At 68.7% G+C, this 16,955-nt stretch carries 15 protein-coding genes; 4 read left to right on the top strand and 11 right to left on the bottom strand.

Going from position 1 to position 16,955, the window contains the following annotated elements; all coding sequences use genetic code 11:
• Positions 1 to 250 precede the first annotated feature (250 nt).
• The 4 genes from GGR64_RS17465 to GGR64_RS17480 all read right to left on the bottom strand — a co-directional run bounded on the left by GGR64_RS17465 (position 251) and on the right by GGR64_RS17480 (position 5,930).
• The gene (locus GGR64_RS17465; protein WP_184647398.1) at positions 251 to 2,056 is read right to left on the bottom strand and encodes a DUF885 domain-containing protein; all 1,806 of its coding nucleotides are present in this window, start codon (positions 2,054 to 2,056) and stop codon (positions 251 to 253) included.
• Between the two features lie 248 nt (positions 2,057 to 2,304).
• A complete protein-coding gene (locus GGR64_RS17470) occupies positions 2,305 to 2,886 on the bottom strand; it encodes a cytochrome c oxidase assembly factor Coa1 family protein (RefSeq protein WP_184647399.1) in 582 nt (193 codons plus the stop codon).
• A 52-nt stretch (positions 2,887 to 2,938) separates the two neighbouring features.
• The gene (locus tag GGR64_RS17475) at positions 2,939 to 5,170 is read right to left on the bottom strand and encodes a S9 family peptidase (protein ID WP_184647401.1); all 2,232 of its coding nucleotides are present in this window, start codon (positions 5,168 to 5,170) and stop codon (positions 2,939 to 2,941) included.
• Between the two features lie 70 nt (positions 5,171 to 5,240).
• Positions 5,241 to 5,930, bottom strand: a complete 690-nt coding sequence (locus tag GGR64_RS17480) for a glutathione binding-like protein (protein ID WP_184647403.1) — start codon at positions 5,928 to 5,930, stop codon at positions 5,241 to 5,243.
• Positions 5,931 to 6,043: 113 nt separating this feature from the next.
• On the opposite strand from GGR64_RS17480, the gene GGR64_RS17485 reads away from it, so the two are divergent.
• Entirely contained in the window at positions 6,044 to 6,652 is a 609-nt protein-coding gene (locus GGR64_RS17485) for a TIGR00645 family protein (RefSeq protein WP_160963228.1), read from the top strand.
• Between the two features lie 171 nt (positions 6,653 to 6,823).
• Positions 6,824 to 7,828, top strand: a complete 1,005-nt coding sequence (locus tag GGR64_RS17490) for an energy transducer TonB (RefSeq protein ID WP_160964488.1) — start codon at positions 6,824 to 6,826, stop codon at positions 7,826 to 7,828.
• Between the two features lie 94 nt (positions 7,829 to 7,922).
• Here GGR64_RS17490 and GGR64_RS17495 read toward each other — a convergent pair whose 3' ends face one another.
• The 7 genes from GGR64_RS17495 to GGR64_RS17525 form a co-directional block, all read right to left on the bottom strand.
• Positions 7,923 to 8,831, bottom strand: a complete 909-nt coding sequence (locus GGR64_RS17495; protein ID WP_326520371.1) for a type II CAAX endopeptidase family protein — start codon at positions 8,829 to 8,831, stop codon at positions 7,923 to 7,925.
• Positions 8,832 to 9,003: 172 nt separating this feature from the next.
• Positions 9,004 to 10,194, bottom strand: a complete 1,191-nt coding sequence (locus GGR64_RS17500; protein ID WP_184647489.1) for an ABC transporter permease — start codon at positions 10,192 to 10,194, stop codon at positions 9,004 to 9,006.
• Positions 10,182 to 10,928, bottom strand: a complete 747-nt coding sequence (locus GGR64_RS17505; RefSeq protein ID WP_160964494.1) for an ATP-binding cassette domain-containing protein — start codon at positions 10,926 to 10,928, stop codon at positions 10,182 to 10,184. Before GGR64_RS17505 ends, GGR64_RS17500 begins: the two co-directional genes overlap by 13 nt.
• Before the next feature lie 31 nt (positions 10,929 to 10,959).
• Positions 10,960 to 12,474 (bottom strand): alpha/beta fold hydrolase, encoded by a 1,515-nt coding sequence (locus GGR64_RS17510; protein ID WP_184647407.1) that lies wholly within the window; start codon positions 12,472 to 12,474, stop codon positions 10,960 to 10,962.
• A 90-nt stretch (positions 12,475 to 12,564) separates the two neighbouring features.
• Positions 12,565 to 12,765, bottom strand: coding sequence for a helix-turn-helix transcriptional regulator (locus GGR64_RS17515; protein ID WP_010340539.1), 201 nt, complete (start codon positions 12,763 to 12,765; stop codon positions 12,565 to 12,567).
• Positions 12,762 to 13,340, bottom strand: coding sequence for a hypothetical protein (locus tag GGR64_RS17520; protein ID WP_160964500.1), 579 nt, complete (start codon positions 13,338 to 13,340; stop codon positions 12,762 to 12,764). Before GGR64_RS17520 ends, GGR64_RS17515 begins: the two co-directional genes overlap by 4 nt.
• A 412-nt stretch (positions 13,341 to 13,752) precedes the next feature.
• A complete protein-coding gene (locus GGR64_RS17525; RefSeq protein ID WP_237475211.1) occupies positions 13,753 to 14,463 on the bottom strand; it encodes an FAD-binding oxidoreductase in 711 nt (236 codons plus the stop codon).
• 137 nt (positions 14,464 to 14,600) lie between these two features.
• On the opposite strand from GGR64_RS17525, the gene GGR64_RS17530 reads away from it, so the two are divergent.
• Together GGR64_RS17530 and GGR64_RS17535 are read left to right on the top strand one after the other, a co-directional pair.
• Positions 14,601 to 15,602: an ABC transporter ATP-binding protein gene (locus GGR64_RS17530; RefSeq protein WP_184449929.1), complete on the top strand. Its 1,002-nt coding sequence runs from the start codon at positions 14,601 to 14,603 to the stop codon at positions 15,600 to 15,602.
• 19 nt (positions 15,603 to 15,621) lie between these two features.
• Positions 15,622 to 16,437 carry an ABC transporter permease gene (locus GGR64_RS17535; RefSeq protein ID WP_160964501.1) on the top strand — a complete coding sequence of 272 codons (816 nt, stop codon included), beginning with the start codon at positions 15,622 to 15,624 and terminating at the stop codon, positions 16,435 to 16,437.
• The last annotated feature ends 518 nt before the right edge of the window (positions 16,438 to 16,955 follow it).

Below are 16,955 nucleotides of genomic sequence, written 5' to 3' on the forward strand. Positions count from 1 at the left end.
CCCGTAGGTTCCGGCAGCGGATGGGCCCCGATTCCGCCCTACTGCCCCTACCCCACGGTCGTCAGTACCAAGTACTGCAAGGGTTGGTCCCTGACCGCGTACAAAGCATGGTTTGAACGCCAGCGCATCTGCCAGGTAGGCGGAGGCAAGGCCAGCGATTGGACGGGACGGCAGCGACCCGAAACTGTTCCGGGAAATCACTGAGAGCGGCAGCCTGTCCACGATGCCAGCGGCGTGGTCACTGGCGCGCTTACTTGCGCTGTGACGGCACGAACTCCTCGTCCACCGCCGCGGCCAGCTGGTCCGGCGGCAGCAGCCCCTGGTCCAGCAGGAAGTTGTTGAACTTCAGCCGGTCGAACTTGGCGCCCAGCGCCAGTTCGGTGCGCATGCGCAGTTCCAGGATGCGGCTGTAGCCGTAGAAGTAGCTGCCGGCCTGGCCAGGCGCGCGCACCATGTAGCGGTCCAGTTCCTGCCGCGCCATCGCCGGCGACAGGCCGACCTCGTTCTCCAGCACCAGGCGCGCACGCTCGCGGTCGATCAGGCCGAGGTTGAGCATCGGGTCGAGCATGGCCCGCGCCGCGCGCAGCAAGCGGAACTGCAGAGCGACCAACTGCCCGTCCAGCGGTTCGTACGGCACCATCTCGGCCTCGGCGTACAGCGCCCAGCCTTCCACGTTGACCGAGTTGAACGCGAACAGGCTGCGCGCCAGCGACACGCCGCGCTCGACCATGGCGGTGAACTGCAGTTCGTGGCCGGGCCGGCCCTCGTGCGCGCTCAGCGTCCACGCCGCCGCACCGAAGTTGAAGTCGTCGTAGTGCTCGCCCTTGCCGGCGCTGTCCGGATTGCCCAGCGGCAGCACGAAGGTGCCCTGCTCGCCGGTGTTGCCGACCAGCGGTGCCGGGCGGAAATGCGGCGCCGGTTGCGCGGCGCTCTCGGCCGGCGAGCCCAGGCGCATCTGCATCGGCCGCCGCGGCACATCGACGATGCGCTGCTGGCGGATGATCGGATCGATGCGGTCGATGACGCTGCGGTAGTGCGCCTCGAGCTTGTCGTCGGGGATGGTGTCGCGCTTGAGCGCGCGCAGCACTGTGCGGTAGTCGCGGGCATCGTCGCCGCGCAGGCCCTTGGCCGCGGCCACCAGCGGCGCCAGCTGCTGCATCGTCGCGCGGGTTTCCATGAACTCCAGCTGCGCGCGCTGCATCAGCACCTGCGGTGCGATGTCGATGCCCACCTGCTTGAGCTGGAACGCATACAGCTCAGGCGGCAGGCGCGCATCCTCGCGTGCCTGCGGCAGCACCACCGTGCGCGTCCAGGTCGCGTAGTCCTGGAACTGCCGGTCCATCGCCGCCAGCGCCGCGTCTGCGCCGGCGATCTTGTACTCGGCAAACAGCGCGCGGATGCCCTTGGCGTAGGTCTCGACGTTGCTCAAGGCCTGTTCGACCTCGCGCTTGGTCGGCTGCAGCAGGCTGCCATCAGCACGCTTTTCTTCGTAGCGTTGCCGCGCCAGCAGCAGGCTGGAGGTACTGCCCGGCGCCAGGCCGACGTAGCGCTGCAGCCGCAGCAGCGCCTTGGCGCGCCGCGCCGCCGGCACCTGCTCGGACAAAAGATTGTTGATGCCGCCGAACACGTGCTGCGGCGCATCCGTCCAGGGCAGCAGCAAGCGCTCGTTGAGCGTGCTGCCTTCGATGGACTGATCGGCGGCGTGGATCAGGATTGTCAGATCCTGGCGCACGTTCGGATCGCGCTCCACCTGCAGCTTTTCCTGCAGCGTGTGGCGCGCGGCAGCGGTGGCCTCGCGGAAACGCCGCGCGTTGTCGGGACCGAAATCGGAGACCTGGTCGTCGAATCCGGGCACGCCGAAGAAGCTCACTTCCTCGGCCTGGAACGGCGCCTGCGCCTGCAGCAGGATCTGCGCAAACGCATTGCTGCGCTCCACCCAGGCCGGCGCACGCTTCGCCGCTGCAACGGGCGGTGCGGCCGGAGCCGCCAGCGCCTGGAACGGCAAAGGCGCCGCCAGCGCCAGGGTCAGGGCGATGGCAAGGACACGTGGCTTCATGGCGCAGCTCCGACAGATGATGTCAGGACGGTACGCGGCGCAGGCCGATCGGCCATCTGCCGGAGGTCATGGCCGCCACCACGCGGCGGTGCAGCATATGGGCGGTCCTGCATTGCAGCCGGCGCAGCGCGCGTGCAGTGATGGCAATTCGGAGTGCATCACTGCGGACACGGGCGATACAACGGTCCCACGCCCATGGCGCCATGCACCTCGCAACGACAAAGACGGCAGAGAACGTTCGCCGCCGCTTACTTGGTTGCGGCGTCCTCGGCCGACGTGGCGTGGTCTGCGTTCGTTGCGGGCACCGGCGGCGCCTCGACCGCCATGCCATCCGCTTCCTCGTCGTCGGCCTCATCGCCCTGCCCGAGTGCATCGAGCAGCGGGATCGCCTCGCCCGCATCCGGCAGTACCTGCAAGGTGGTGTAGTGCCACTCGCCCGCATGACGCTCGGCTTCGATGTAGAGGGTGCCGTTGGCGCGGCTGCCGTGCAGCGACACGCTCAGCTCGGCATTGCCGCTTCCACCGCCGCTGCTGTTGAAGCTGCCGCTGGGCATGATGCCGTCCTTGATCGGCGCGCCCAGCGCGGCCGCCACGCGCGGATCGTGTTGTGCGGCCATCACGCCGACCCGGTACGGCTCGGACGACTTGGTGACGCGTGCGATGCCGAGCACGAACACCGCGATCGACGCGAGCAGCAGGGCGCCGAGCACCAGCACGATCAGCGGCACCGCCCACTTCCAGTGGCGCGCCCACCAGCCGCGCTTGACCGGTGGCAGCGCCGTGGTGGAGGTGGGGCCGGGCGTGCCGGGCAGCGGCGGCGGACTCGACATGACGTCACTCCTTGTCGTGCGAAAGCGGAGAAATGGAAGCGCAGCGGCGCGCTCAGGGCTTGAGGCAGCGCGCCAGGAACGCTTCGGTGGTGCGATAGCGATGCAGTGCGTTGCTGCCGGACAGGCCGTGCTTGGCGCCCGGATAGGTCATCAGCTCGAACAGCTTGCCGCGCTTCTGCAATTCGCTCATCAGCGAGGTGGAATTGGTGAACAGCACGTTGTCGTCGGCCATGCCGTGCAGCAACAGCAGTTGCGAGGTCAGCCCGTCCAGGTGCGCGGCCACGCGGCTGTCGCGGTAGCCGTCGGGATTGGCCTTGGGCAGGTTCATGTAGCGCTCGGTGTAGTGGCTGTCGTACAGGCCCCAGTCGGTGACCGGCGCGCCGGCGGCGCCGCAGGCATAGGCCTCGCTGTGCTTGGCCAGCAGCATCAGGGTCATGTAGCCGCCGTTGGACCAGCCGTACACGCCGATGCGCGCCGCATCCACCCACGGCTGCGCCTTTAACCAGGCCACGCCGCGCAACTGGTCGTCCACTTCCACGGTGCCCTGGTGCTGGTACAGCGCGCCGCCGAAATCGCGGCCGCGGCGCGGCGTACCGCGGTTGTCCAGCGAGAACACCACATAGCCGTGCTGGGCCAGGTACTGGTCGAACAGCGCATCGCCGCGACCGGGCCAGCCGTCGACCACGGTCTGCGCGGCCGGGCCGCCGTACACGTAGACCACCACCGGGTAGCGCTTGCCCGGATCGAACCCGTCCGGCTTCATCAGGCGGTAGTGCAGCTGGGTCTTGCCGTCGGCGGCGGTCATGGTGCCGAACTCGACCGGACGCTGCGCCTCACGGTAGGCCGCATAGGGATGCTGCGGATCGGCCAGGTCGTTGACCAGCAGGGTGGCGATCTTTTCGCCATTGGCGCGGAACAGCTCGATCTGCGGCGGCGTGGTGGTGTTGGACCAGCTGTCGACATAGACGCTGGCGTTCTTGGCGAAGCTGGCGGCATGCGTGCCGTTGGGCTTGGACAGCTTTTCGATGGCGCCGCCGGTCAGCGGCACCGCGTAGAGCTGGGTCTGGGTCGGCGACTCCTTGGTCGCGGAGAAATAGACCTTGCCGGCGGCCTCGTCCACTGCCAGCAACTCGTCCACCACCCACTCGCCCTGGGTCAGCGGGTGCAGCGTGCGGCCGTCTTCCGAGGCCAGGTACAGATGTTCGTAACCGCTGCGCTCCGAGCCCCAGACGAAACGCCCGTCCTTGAGGAAGTGCAGGTCGTAGGTGAGCGGCACCCAGGTCGGGCTGGTCTCGGTGATCAGCACGCGCTGCTTGCCGGTGGCCAGGGTCGCCTCGATCAGCTCCAGGCGCTTCTGATCGCGCGACTGGCGCTGGAAGGTCAGCCGTTGCGGATCGCGCCAGTCCACCCGCGCCAGGTAGATGTCCGGGTTCTTGCCCAGGTCGATCCACTGCGGCTGCGCGCCGGCGCGCGGTGCGATCGTGCCGAGCTGGACCTTCACGTTGGGCTGGCCGGCCTGCGGATAGCGCTGCTCCACCACCTCGGTATGGTCGGCATAGACCTCCGGGCGCTTCTGCACCGGCACCTCGGTTTCGTCGATGCGCGCGAAGGCGATCGCCGAATCGTCCGGCGCCCACCAGTAGCCGGTGTGGCGGTCCATTTCCTCGTCGGCGACGAACTCGGCCACACCGTTGCCGATGGTCTCGCTGCCGTCGCGGGTGAGCTGGTGCTGCTGGCCGCTGGCCAGGTCGATCACCCACAGGTTGCGCCCGCGCACGAAGCTGACGTAGCCGCCCTTGGGCGAGATCTTCGGATCGGTGACGAAGCCTTCGCCGTGGGTCAGCTTGCGCACCGCGGCGCTGCCGGTCTTGCGCAGGTCGTACAGGTACAACTCGCCGCCGAGCGGGAACAGCAACGCCTGCGCGTCCGGCGCCCACTGGTATTCGACGATGCCGGTGTAGGCGGCGATGCGCTGGCGCTCGCGGCGCGCCTTCTCCTCGTCGCTCAGGGTCTCGGTACCGGGCAGCACCAGCTTGGAATCCACCAGCATGCGGGTCTGCCCGCTGGCGATGTCGTATTCCCACAGATCCAATTGGTTGCGGTCGCTGTCCTTGCCGCGCAGGAAGGTCACCCGCGAGCCGTCCGGCGCCACCTTGGGCTTCATCAGGGTCGGCCCGGACAGCGGCTTGCTGCCGGTGATGGCCTCCAGGGTCAGTTTCTCGGCGTGGGCGGGAACGATGGGCGTGGCGAGCATGAGGGCGAGAGCGGCGAACAGAGAGCGCATGAAGGTTCCTGATGGAGCACCGAGCGCACGGATGATGCGCGTGCGCCCGGGATTTGAGAAGCGCGCCGGCTCAGCGCTGCCCGAACAGGTGCTTGCGCTCGGCGTCGCTGAGCGGCTTGCCGGCGTTCGGGTTCACCTGCTCCTTCAATGCGTAGGCGCGCTGGGTGGCCGGGCGTGCGGCGATGGCGTCGTGCCAGCGCTTGAGGTGCGGGAAGGCGGCGTAGTCGGGGGTCAGGCCGGGGTACACCTCGATCCACGGGTAGCTGGCCATGTCGGCAATGCCGTAGGCGTCGCCGGCCAGGTAGGCGCTGTGCGCCAGACGCTTGTCCAGCACACCGTGCAGGCGCCGCACCTCATTGCCGTAGCGCTCGATCGCATAGCCGATCTTCTCCGGCGCATAGACGTTGAAGTGGCCCATCTGCCCGGTCATCGGGCCGAGGCCGGCCATCTGCCAGAACAGCCACTCCAACGCGACCACGCGCCCGCGCGGATCGGCCGGCAGGAAGCGGCCGGTCTTCTCGGCCAGGTACAGCAGGATGGCGCCGGACTCGAACACGCTCTGCGGCGCGCCACCGTCGGCCGGAGCATGGTCGACGATGGCCGGCATCTTGTTGTTCGGCGAGATCGCCAGGAATGCGGGCGCGAACTGCTCGCCTGCGCCGATGTTGACCGGCTTGAGCGTGTAGTCCAGCCCGGCCTCCTCGAGAAACAGGGTGACCTTGTGGCCATTGGGGGTGGGCCAGTAGTAGAAATCGATCATGGCGGCGCTCCGGGACAGGGACCTTCGAGTGTAGCGGCGCCCCCCGGCTTGGCAGTGTCACCGCCGGCCGGGTACCCTGGCCGCTCCCGCAACGCAGCATTCCAGACTACGCCATGACTCCCGAGCGGCCCCGCCTGCATCCCCTGTCCAACCTGATCTTCGCCTCGCGCTGGCTGCAGTTGCCGCTGTACCTGGGACTGATCGTGGCCCAGGGCGTCTACGTGTTCCTGTTCGGCAAGGAGCTGTGGCACCTGATCCACGAGGCGCCGCGCCTGGGCGAACAGCAGATCATGCTGATCGTGCTCGGCCTGATCGACGTGGTGATGATCTCCAACCTGCTGGTGATGGTGATCGTCGGCGGCTACGAGACCTTCGTGTCGCGGCTGGGCCTGGAAGGCCATCCGGACCAGCCGGAGTGGCTGAGCCACGTCAACGCCAGCGTGCTCAAGGTCAAGCTGGCGCTGTCGATCATCGGCATCTCCTCGATCCACCTGCTCAAGACCTTCATCGCGGTCGGCGCGCTCGGCGGCATGCCGATGTGCTCGCCGGAGCAACTGGCCAGCGCCGTGGGCACGGTGGACCTGAAGAGCTGCGCGACGCTGACCGCCACCGGCGTGCTGTGGCAGACCATCATCCATGGCATCTTCATCCTGTCGGCGATCGGCATCGCCTGGACCGACCGGATCATGTCCGCGTCCGCGCCGGCGCGTCCGGCACACTGACCGACGCGCGCAGCGTCACGCTTTTTGCCGCATGGCAGCGGCTGCCACGCACGCGGCGGCAGCGGATGCTAGATTGACCGATGGGGTGCGCTGGCGGCATGGGGGCCGCAGCACCGCGAACGCACCGCCGTCGCATCGTTGATTGCCAACACCGGGGATTCAGGGGGACGCATGTCGCAACTCACCACACTCGCCAAGGCGCGCCGTGTCGCGCCCGTCCTGTTGCTGGCCGCGCTGGCGGCCTGCTCCAAGCAGGAGGAGGCCGCGCCACCCAGCGCCGCACCGGCCACTACCGCGGCCAATGCACCGGCAACGCCAGCGGTCTCGGCCAAGGTGCAGTCGATGGGCACCGAACAGTTGCACGACTCGGCCAGCCAGGCGCTGCGCGAGAACCGCATGTACGCGCCGGCCGGCAACAACGCGGTCGAGTACTACCTGGCGCTGCGCGACAAGCAGCCGGACGACGCCGGGGTCAAGAGCGCGCTGACCGACCTGATGCCGTACACGCTGATCGCCGCCGAGCAGAGCATCAACCGCGAGGATTTCCCGGAAGCGCAGCGCCTGATCGGCCTGATCGAGAAGATGGACCCGCAGGCGCCGGCCTTGCCGCGGCTCAAGCAGGGCGTGAGTAAGGGCATGGAGGCCGTGGCCCAGCGCGGCCAGGACGAGACCGACAAGGCCAAGAAAGACGCCGAGCAGAAGGCCAAGCTGGCGGCCGAGCAACAGAAGCAGGCGCAGCAGCAGGCCAGCGAGGCGCAGGCGGCGCAGCAGATCGCCGCACAGCAGGAAGCCGCGCGCCGCGAGAGCGCACGCCAGGAAGCCGAACGCCAGGCCGCTGCGCGTCCCGCCACGCCCGCCGCCACCGCGCAACCGACGCCGGCACCGGCTGCCGCACCCGCGGCCGCGCCGGCGGCCACGGCACAGACCCTGCGCCCGATCAGCACCCCGGCCCCGCGCTACCCGCCCGAAGCGCTGCGCTCGGGCACGGCCGGCGAAGTGCTGGTGGAGATCACCGTGGGTACCGACGGCGCGGTCACCAATGCCCGCGTGCTGCGTTCCACGCCGCCGCGGGTGTTCGACCGCGAGGCGCTGAACGCCACCAAGCGCTGGCGCTTCGAACCGGTCGGCGCGCCGGTGACCACCCGCCGCACGCTGGCGTTCAATCCCGGCGGCTGAGCCTCGCAACACCACGCGTGCCCGGCAGTGGCCGGGCGCGCAGCGAACGCCTCGGCGCAACCTGGCGCCGACCGCAACACGTCGATCGGAACGATCAGGACGTCGGTGTCATGCCCGCATTGCGGGCCGACGTGCCGAAGCGCCCCTTGCGCCAGGCCACCCAGGTCGCGATCGCGCCCACCACCGTGCATACCAGCAGGCCCGGCAGCGAGGCCTCCGGTCCGAACGCGCCCCCACTCAGCCAGTCCGGCACCCCGGCCTGCGCCGTGCTGCGCGCGATCGCCGGCCCCATGTCGGTCCCCGACACCGCCGCGCCGAACAGATAGCCCTGGGTGAAGTTCCAGGCCGCATGCACGCCGATGGAGACCCAGAGCCGGCCGGTGAGCACGTAGAAGGCGCCCAGCATGATGCCCGCCTCCACCGCGATGCAGAGCGCGGCGAACACGCTCGCGTTCGGATTGCCGAGATGGGCCAGGCCGAACAGCGCCGCCGACAGTGCGAACGCCAGCCATGGCCCGAACGCGCGCCACAGCAGCCGCAGCAGGATCGCGCGCAGCATCAGCTCTTCCACCACGCCGGCCTGCAGCGCCTTGCCGAGCGCGCCCCACGCCGGCGCTGGCCCGCTCCAGCGGATCGCGTACACGCCGAAGGCCGCCATGAGCGCCATCACCGCCGCGAACATCGCCGCGCCCAGCAACAGGCCAATGGCCAACTGCGACGGCGCCGCGCGCCAGGCGAGTTCTGCCGGCCAGCGCCGCTCGCCCAGGCGGACCGCCACTGCGTAGAGGATGGCGGCCGTCAATGCCGTGGCATATGGCGCGATGCGCTCTGCACCCGGCGGAAGCAGCCTGGCGCACAGCAGCGGCACCGCCGTTGCCACGACCACCATCAGCGCGAGCAACGCGATTGCCCAGGCCACCGCCCTCAACCAGCGCACCCTCCCCGGCTGCAGGATGCGCGCCTGGCCCAGTACCAGCAGGCGCGTGCCCGCGGTCGCGGTCACTCCGGTGTCAACGCGTGGATCGGGAGACATGCAAGGCTCGCTGCGGAGGGACGTCGAAAAGGCGGACGCATCCGCCGCGCGTGCAGGCAGTGTGCATCACGATCGCATTCCCGGCGCGGCGTCGCGACGACGGGCATGCAGCGCGCGGACCAGCCCGCGCGCTTGCTCCTGCTCAGCTGGAGATCGCCAACTGCTCCTGCCGGTAGCGGCGCACCGCCGCCAGCCACAGCACCGCGGCCAGGCCGAAGCCGGTGAGCAGGTACACCGCCCAGATCTGCGGATCGATCGTTTCGCGGCGGATGATCTTCATTAGCATCTGGTTCTGCGCCAGGAACGGCACCGCGAACTGCCACAGCGTGGTCTTCAGCGGATACACCATCAACGCATAGCCGGGCAGCATCGGCAGCAGCATCAGCCAGGTCATGTGGCTCTGCGCCTCCTTCATGCTCTTGGCCGCGGCCGCCAGATAGGTCAGGAGCGAGGTGCCGATGAACAGCATCGGCAGCAGCACGAACAGCATCTGCAGCATCGCCACGAAACTGACGTTGAGCTGGCGGCCGATGCCGCTGGCCACCTGCGCGCTGAGCTTGAACGCGAGCAGGGTCAGCAGCAGCGACACCAGGCCGACCACGCACGCCGCGGCGATCTTGCCGCTGACGATGGCGCTGCGCGAGGCCGGCGTGGCCAACAGCGGCTCCAGCGATTGCCGCTCGCGTTCGCCTGCGGTGGCGTCGAGGATCAGGTAGGCGCCGCCGATGAACGAGGTGATGGTCAGCAACACCGGCAGCAGCATCGCCAGCAATGCGCCGCGCTTGGCCTCCGGCGTGGCCAGGTCCTGCAACGCCACGTCGAGCGGTCGCGACACCTGCGAATCGATGCCGCGCGCCAGCAGGCGCAAGGCACCGACCTGCTGGCCGTACATGCTCAACGCGGCCTGCACCCGCTGGGTCGGGATGTCGGCGTCGCGGCGGGTACTGTCCTTGATGATCTCCACCAGCGCCGGGCGCCCTTCGTGCCAGGCGCTGGCGTAGTCCTCGTCGATCTTCAGCGCAAGATCCACGTCCTGGCTGCGGATCGCCCCGGTCAGGTCCTTCGGCGGCGCGACCGCGTTCAGGCCCTGCGCGGCGAGGAAGGCGACCAGGTTCGGCGCGCGTTCGCGGCCGATCACCGGAATGTCCAGCGGCTTGTCGATCTGGGTGCGCACGCGGCTCTCGGCCAGCGCGCCCATGCCCAGGATCAATGCCGGGTACAGCAGCGGGCCCAGCAGCAAGGCCAGCGCCAGGGTGCGGCGATCGCGCGAGAGGTCGCGCAATTCCTTGCGCATCACGGTGAATACAGTACGGAGCAGGCTCATGCGTGCAATCCCTCGTCGCTGCCGATCGCCTTGACGAAGGCGTCTTCCAGATTGGGTTCGCCGGTAAGGGCGCGCAGTTCGTCGGCGGTGCCGGCGGCCACCACCGTGCCCTTGGCGATGATGACGATGCGATCGCACAACGCCGCCACCTCCTGCATGATGTGGCTGGAGAAGATCACGCAGCGTCCTTCCTCGCGCAGCTCGCGCAGGAAGCCGCGCAGCGCGCGCGTGGTCATCACGTCCAGGCCGTTGGTGGGCTCGTCCAGGATCACGTTGCGCGGGTCGTGGACCAGCGCGCGGGCGATCGCGGTCTTGGTGCGCTGGCCCTGGCTGAAGCCTTCGGTCTGGCGGTCGAGGATGTCGTCCATGTCCAGCGCCTTGGACAGCAGCCGGGTGCGCTCGGCGATGCGTGCCGACGACAGCCCGTGCAGCTCGCCGAAGTAGGCGATGTTCTCGCGCGCGGTCAGTCGTTTGTACACGCCGCGCGCATCCGGCAGCACGCCCAGCGCGCGCCGGACCGCCATCGGATCCTGACCCACGTCGACGCCGTCCACGCGCACCTGGCCCTGGTCCGGCGCCATCAACGTGTACAGCATGCGCAAGGTGGTGGTCTTGCCGGCGCCGTTGGGACCGAGCAGGCCGGTGATCTGGCCGTCGGCGGCCTGGAAGCTGACCCCTTGCACCGCCTGCACGGTGCCGGCGCGGGTCTTGAATGCCTTGTGCAGATTGTCGGCGACGATCATGCGCGTCCCTCCCTGTCGAACGATGCGCAGCTCATGGTTCCCATCCGTTGAATGAAGTGAAGGCCGGCACGCCGCTCATCGCGTCCAGGCAGGTGGCATCGAGGCGCTTGGCGTCGGCGGTCTCGAAGAACTGGCCGAGCAGCTTGGGCATGCAGCCCAGGGTCATGGTGCCGTGGCCCTGACCGCGCACCACCAGGTGGCGGCCGTTGGGCAGGCCCTTCAGCACGCGCTCGGCGTAGCGCGGCGGCGTCACCGGATCCAGCTGGCCGGAGGTCAGCAGCACCGGCAGGTTGGAGGTGAACGGCGCGGTGAAGTCGGCCGGGCGGGTGCCGGTCGGCCAGGCTGGGCAGGCGGCGAAGAACATCTGCGCCACCTCCGGGCCGAGCAGCGTGTCGTGCGTCTGCGGCGCGCGATAGCGGTCGGCGTCCTCGGCGCAGATCACCGACCATTGCATGCCGCGATTCATCTGCCCGTCCAGCTGCCCGCCCATCATCTTTGCCAGCGACATCAACGGCCCGTAGCGGCCGTTGGCGGCCTCGTCCAGCACCAGCGGCAACAGCGACGCGGTCTGCGGCGCGTAGGAGAACGAGAACGCCAGGCTGGTGACGGTGTCGGCGGTGACGCGATCGTGGCGGCTCTGGCCGCTGGCCGGATCGCGGTAGTCCACCTCCACCGGCGCCTTCCGCAGGCGCTCCACCACGGCCCGCAGCTGCGCGCGGGTATCGGTGGGGAAGCGCTTGGCGCAGGCCACGTCGGCCTTGCATTGCTCGGCCTGCAGGGCGATCGCATCCTCGAAGGTGTTGGCGAACTCGCCGCCGACCACCAGGTCGTTCGGCGCCACGCCATCGATGACCACGCTGCGCACGTGCGGCGCATAGCGACGCGCGTACTGCTGGGCGACGCGGGTGCCGTAGGAGCCGCCGATCAGGTTGATCTTGTCCACGCCCAGCGCGGCACGCACCGCGTCCAGATCGCCGATCGCCTGAGTGGTGGTGTAGTAGCGCGGGTCGGCGCGGCCCTGCAGCGACTGCGCGCAGCGCCGCGCGTAGTCGACCAGTTCGGCGGCGGTGGGCGCGCGCACCGGATCGGCCAGCGGTAGTTCCTTCCCGTCCGGGCCCAGGCAGCTCAGCGGGTTGGACTGGCCGGTGCCGCGCTGGTCGATCAGGAACACGTCGCGGCGCTTGCGTGTCTCGCGCAGCGCCATGTCGACGATGCTGGCGACCTGGGTGGCGGCCTGGCCGGGACCGCCGGCCAGGAAGAACACCGGGTCCGGGTCGCTGCCGCCTTCCCCAGTGATCGGCAGCCAGGCGATGTTGAGCTCGATCTTGCGGCCGTTCGGCGCCGCCGGATTCTCGGCCACCGCCATGCGCGTGCACTGCGCCGGCACGTTGTTGGAGGCCACCGGATTGGTCAGCGTGCACGGGTGGAAGCGCAGCGCGCCGTAGCTGCGTTCGGACGTCTGCGGCGCCGGCGCCTGGGCCGCCTGGCAGGCGGCGAGCAACAGGGTGGCCGCCGCAATGGCGAACGGCCGGGAAGGGTGTCGCATGGTTCGCATCCTTGAGGTCATGGCTTGCAGAATGCCATGCCGGAACATGGCGTCGTCGGTGCCCGGTGGGGCATGGAACGGAGTACCCGGTTACTCGGCCTCATCGAACAGGAACACCTGCTCGATGCTGTGCGCGAACAACCGCGCGATACGGAACGCCAGCGGCAGGCTCGGATCGTATTTACCGGTCTCCAGCGCATTGATGGTCTGTCGCGACACGCCCAGCCGCTCGCCCAGTTCGCCCTGCGACCAGCCATGCGCCTCGCGCAGTTCGCGGATGCGGCTGTTCATTGGTAGCGGCGCGCGTTCGCGACCTTGACCACCCCATAGGTCATGCACAGTGCGGGGAACACCCACAACATTGCCGACGAGGCCGACAGTGCGATGACCTGCGCCGCCTGCAGGAACCCGGCCGCCATGTAGACGCCACAGGTCAGTCCGGCGGCGATGGCGATGGACTCCAGCTCGATGCGCCGCTGCAGTTCGTCGGAATCGCGCACGAAGCGCGCCACCGCGCGGATCACCAGCGCCAGCATCAATGCCGGCAGCAGCGCGACCACCACGCGCAGCCAGAGCACGTCGACGCTGTCGAGCAGACGCTTCCAGAACAGCATCACCACCACATAGGCCCCCATCGGCGGAAAGAACTCGCGGTAGTAGCGCCGCGCCAGCGCCCGCGGCGCGCTGTCGTACAGGCTGCCCCGCGACCACCACAGCAACACCGCCATGAACAGGCCGCCGATGCCGACGCCCATGCACACCCCGCGCAGATACGCGCTGCCGCCGAACGGCAACCAGGCCCCCGCCGCCAACAGCGCCAGACTCGCGCACAGCACCACGATCGCGTTGCGCCTGCAGTTGCCCATCCCATGCCCCCCAATCTCAGTCCAACCGATCCGGCGCCCGTTCCGGCTGCGCCCCTTGTCATGTTGACCTTCCCCCTGTCAAGCACGCTTGACAGGAGAATGCGCGCCGCGCGAACGCCTGTCAAGCGTCCTTTACAGACGGGATGAAAGCATCAATGGACCCGCCGGCGCCCGGATGCGGATACCTCTCATCCGCCCTGCGGAGAGCACTTTCCCCCCAAAGGGGGCCATGGTCCCGAGGGGCGATGGAAGAAGCCAAAGCCCCTCTCCCCTCGGGAGAGGGGTTGGGGTGAGGGTGCGGGCGCGAAGCGCGCTCGGCATTTATGGAGCAAGCGGCTTCACCCCCAACAGACCTTCCCAGCGAGGCGGTCGCGGCTGAAGCCGCTCCTACGAGGGACGCCGGCGCCGACCGCTACTTGCTGCTGACGTACTTCTCGCGACGGATGTGCTGCACCGGCAGGCCAGCCTCCTTCAGCGCGTCGAAGCAGGCATCGACCATGTTCGGATTGCCGCAAAGGTAAGCGATGTCGCCTTCGGCCTGGGGCGCGAATTCACCGAGGAACTGCTGCACGTAGCCATGCCGCACATCGGCATGCGGCGCTTCCGGCAGCTCGCGCGAGAAACACGGCACGAAGCGGAAACCGGGATGCGTCTCGGCGAAGGCGCGGAACTCGTCACCGTACAGCAGCTCGGCCGGCGTCCGCGCGCCCAGCAACAGCACCACCTCCACGCCGCGCTCGGCCATCGCCGCTTCCAGCAGCGGCAACATCGAGCGGTACGGGGTGACGCCGGTGCCGGTGGCGATCAGCAGATAGCGACGGTTGCTGTCGCCCGGCTGCAGGCAGAAGCGCCCGTACGGACCGCTGGCGCAGACCTGGCCGCCGATCTCCAGCGCCTCGAACAGCGCCGTGGCCGCGCCGCCGGCGACGAAGCTGACCGCGATCTCCACCGTGGCGTCGGCCGGCTGCGCCGGATCGTGGCGGGTGGCCAGCGAATAGCTGCGCTTGGTCGCCGTGCCGTCGGCATAGTGGAAGTGCACCTGCACGAACTGGCCAGGCGCGAACGGCAGGGGTTGGCCGTCGTCGCGGACGAAGCGGTAGTGGCCGACGGCCGGGGCCAGCATGTGGCGATCGACCAGTTTCAGCGGGAATTGGGCAGGCACGGAGATGCAACAGTCTGTGGCCGGGGGCGACCCCACGAGGTCTTCTATAATAGCGGCTGCACTTCTCCTGCGCCGTCGATGCGGCGCGAAGGCCCGCCTTGACTCCCGCACCTGCTCTTTCTTCCCAGACGCCGGCGCCCGCCCTGCGTGTGCGCGACCTGCGCAAGACCTACGACAACGGCGTGCAGGCCCTGCATGGCGTGTCGCTGGACGTGTTGCCCGGCGACTTCTTCGCCCTGCTCGGCCCCAACGGCGCCGGCAAGTCCACCCTGATCGGCATCATCAGTTCGCTGGTCAACCTCAGCGCGGGCCAGGTCGAGGTGTTCGGCACCGACCTGAGCAGCCAGCGCAGCGCGGCGATGCGCCTGATCGGCCTGGTGCCGCAGGAAATCAACTTCAACCTGTTCGAGAAGCCCTTCGACATCCTGGTCAACTACGCCGGCTTCTACGGCATGCCGCGCGCCGAGGCCGAGCGCCTGGCCGAAGTGGAACTCAAGCGCGCGCACCTGTGGGAGAAGGCCCAGGTGATGAGCCGCACCCTGTCCGGCGGCATGAAGCGGCGGCTGATGATCGCCCGCGCGATGATGACCCGGCCGCGCCTGCTGATCCTGGACGAACCCACCGCCGGCGTGGACATCGAGATCCGCCGCGACATGTGGCGCGTGCTGCGCGAGATCAACGCCGCCGGCACCACCATCATCCTCACCACGCACTACCTGGAGGAAGCGGAGAGCCTGTGCCGCAACCTGGCGATCATCGACCGCGGCCGCATCGTCGAACAGGGACCGATGCGCGAACTGCTGGCCAAGCTGGACGTGGAAGGCTTCCTGCTGGACATCGACGGCGAGCTGCCGGCGCAGTTGCCGGCGATCGAAGGCACCACCCTGCTCGCCCAGGACGCGCACACCCTGGACCTGGACATGCCGCGAGCGATGGACCTCAACCGCGTGTTCGCCGCACTGGGCGACGCCGGCATCCGCGTGCGCTCCATGCGCACCAAGAGCAATCGCCTGGAAGAACTGTTCGTGCGCCTCACCGGCGAGCACCGCGACGCCGCCACGGCCAGCGCCGGCGCCACGCCGCCGCCCGCCACTCCCTGATGCCCCCACGGCGACGACCATGACCACCCAGACCGATTCCACCCTCCCCGTTTCCGACGCCACCCCGGCCCAGCGCAACTGGGTCGCGCTGGGCACCATCGTGCGCCGCGAGGTCAAGCGCATCCTGCGCATCTGGGGCCAGACCCTGGTGCCGCCGGCGATCACCATGACCCTGTACTTCCTGATCTTCGGCGGCCTGATCGGCTCGCGCGTGGGCGACATGGGCGGCTACAGCTACATGCAATTCATCGTCCCCGGCCTGGTGATGATGAGCGTGATCCAGAACAGCTACGGCAACATCAGTTCCAGCTTCTTCGGCGCCAAGTTCGGCCGCCACGTCGAGGAACTGCTGGTCAGCCCCATGCCCAACTGGGTGATCCTGTGGGGCTACGTCGCCGGCGCCGTGCTGCGCGGGCTGATGGTCGGCGTGATCGTGCTGATCATCGCCATGTTCTTCACCCCGGTGCGCATCCCGCACCCGCTGGTGACCCTGACCACGGTGCTGCTGGGCGCGACCATCTTCTCCCTGGCCGGCTTCATCAACGCGGTCTACGCCAAGAAGTTCGACGACGTGGCGATCGTGCCGACCTTCATCCTGACCCCGCTGACCTACCTGGGCGGCGTGTTCTATTCGGTCAAACTGCTGCCCGGCTGGGCCGAGGCCGCGACCCACGCCAACCCCATCTTCTACATGGTCAACGCCTTCCGCTACGGCCTGCTCGGCAGCAGCGACGTGCCGGTGTGGGTGGCCTACAGCCTGATGCTGGGCTTCGTCGCGGTGCTGTCGGCGCTGGCGCTGTGGCTGCTGCGGCGCGGGGTGGGGTTGCGGAGCTGACGCCCCGCGTGCTCTCCGCACTACCCCGGCGTCCAGGGGTTCCACGCCTTCGCATGCCCGACGCATCCAGGCGCGGGGGCCGCTGGATGCGTCCCGTGTCCGCCCGGTTCTGAATCTCTGACTGCAAGCAGCGCGGCGGCAGGTCACCCGCCATTCGATGCTGCGGCCTTACCGGCCCGACCGGAGCAAGCGCATCTGCCTTGCTCCGCATCGCTACACATTGCCGACTGTCTCGTCCCGCGTCGCCGGCCGCCCGCGGTCACCCCGCCCCGCGCGTGGGATCGCGGACGGAGCGCCATTCGCGGATGGCATCCCGTGCAACATGCCGACATATCCGCCACGCATCACAGCCAAATCTGACGGTGCGCACGGCGCGACTGCACCGAATTCACAATTGTATATTCCATACGGGATCGCACGCGTCCAAAGTTTGACTCTATAGTGTGATGCACATCAAATTTATCGCCAATTTATTAACGCAACTTTTCTTGTAACGGCAATAAGCCGACGCTACAGTG

Source organism: Xanthomonas sp. 3307, from assembly GCF_014199735.1.
GTDB lineage: Bacteria > Pseudomonadota > Gammaproteobacteria > Xanthomonadales > Xanthomonadaceae > Xanthomonas_A > Xanthomonas_A rydalmerensis.